General features: G+C 56.5%; 1 rRNA gene. It reads right to left on the minus strand.

What is annotated here, in order from left to right:
• A 23S ribosomal RNA gene (locus ACIBJH_RS48135) occupies window positions 1-1,273 on the minus strand; the annotation flags it as partial.
• Between the last annotated feature and the right edge of the window lie 52 nt (window positions 1,274-1,325).

Below are 1,325 nucleotides of genomic sequence, written 5' to 3' on the forward strand. Positions count from 1 at the left end.
ATGAATGACACGACTTCGGCGGTACGCTTGAGCCCCGCTACATTGTCGGCGCGGAATCACTAGACCAGTGAGCTATTACGCACTCTTTCAAGGGTGGCTGCTTCTAAGCCAACCTCCTGGTTGTCTCTGCGACTCCACATCCTTTCCCACTTAGCGTACGCTTAGGGGCCTTAGTCGATGCTCTGGGCTGTTTCCCTCTCGACCATGGAGCTTATCCCCCACAGTCTCACTGCCGCGCTCTCACTTACCGGCATTCGGAGTTTGGCTAAGGTCAGTAACCCGGTAGGGCCCATCGCCTATCCAGTGCTCTACCTCCGGCAAGAAACACACGACGCTGCACCTAAATGCATTTCGGGGAGAACCAGCTATCACGGAGTTTGATTGGCCTTTCACCCCTAACCACAGGTCATCCCCCAGGTTTTCAACCCTGGTGGGTTCGGTCCTCCACGAAGTCTTACCTCCGCTTCAACCTGCCCATGGCTAGATCACTCCGCTTCGGGTCTTGAGCGCGCTACTATATCGCCCTGTTCGGACTCGCTTTCGCTACGGCTTCCCCACACGGGTTAACCTCGCAACACACCGCAAACTCGCAGGCTCATTCTTCAAAAGGCACGCAGTCACGAGATATGTGCAAGCACATATCCGACGCTCCCACGGCTTGTAGGCACACGGTTTCAGGTACTATTTCACTCCGCTCCCGCGGTACTTTTCACCATTCCCTCACGGTACTATCCGCTATCGGTCACCAGGGAATATTTAGGCTTAGCGGGTGGTCCCGCCAGATTCACACGGGATTTCTCGGGCCCCGTGCTACTTGGGTGTCTCTCAAACGAGCCGTTGATGTTTCGACTACGGGGGTCTTACCCTCTACGCCGGACCTTTCGCATGTCCTTCGCCTACATCAACGGTTTCTGACTCGCCTCACAGCCGGCAGACTGTGAAAGAGAGATCCCACAACCCCGTATACGCAACCCCTGCCGGGTCTCACACGCATACGGTTTGGCCTCATCCGGTTTCGCTCGCCACTACTCCCGGAATCACGGTTGTTTTCTCTTCCTGCGGGTACTGAGATGTTTCACTTCCCCGCGTTCCCTCCACATACCCTATGTGTTCAGGTATGGGTGACAGCCCATGACGACTGCCGGGTTTCCCCATTCGGAAACCCCCGGATCAAAGCCTGGTTGACGACTCCCCGGGGACTATCGTGGCCTCCCACGTCCTTCATCGGTTCCTGGTGCCAAGGCATCCACCGTGCGCCCTTAAAAACTTGGCCACAGATGCTCGCGTCCACTGTGCAGTTCTCAAACAACGACCAACCACCCGTC

Source organism: Streptomyces sp. NPDC050548, assembly GCF_044457385.1.
GTDB lineage: Bacteria > Actinomycetota > Actinomycetes > Streptomycetales > Streptomycetaceae > Streptomyces.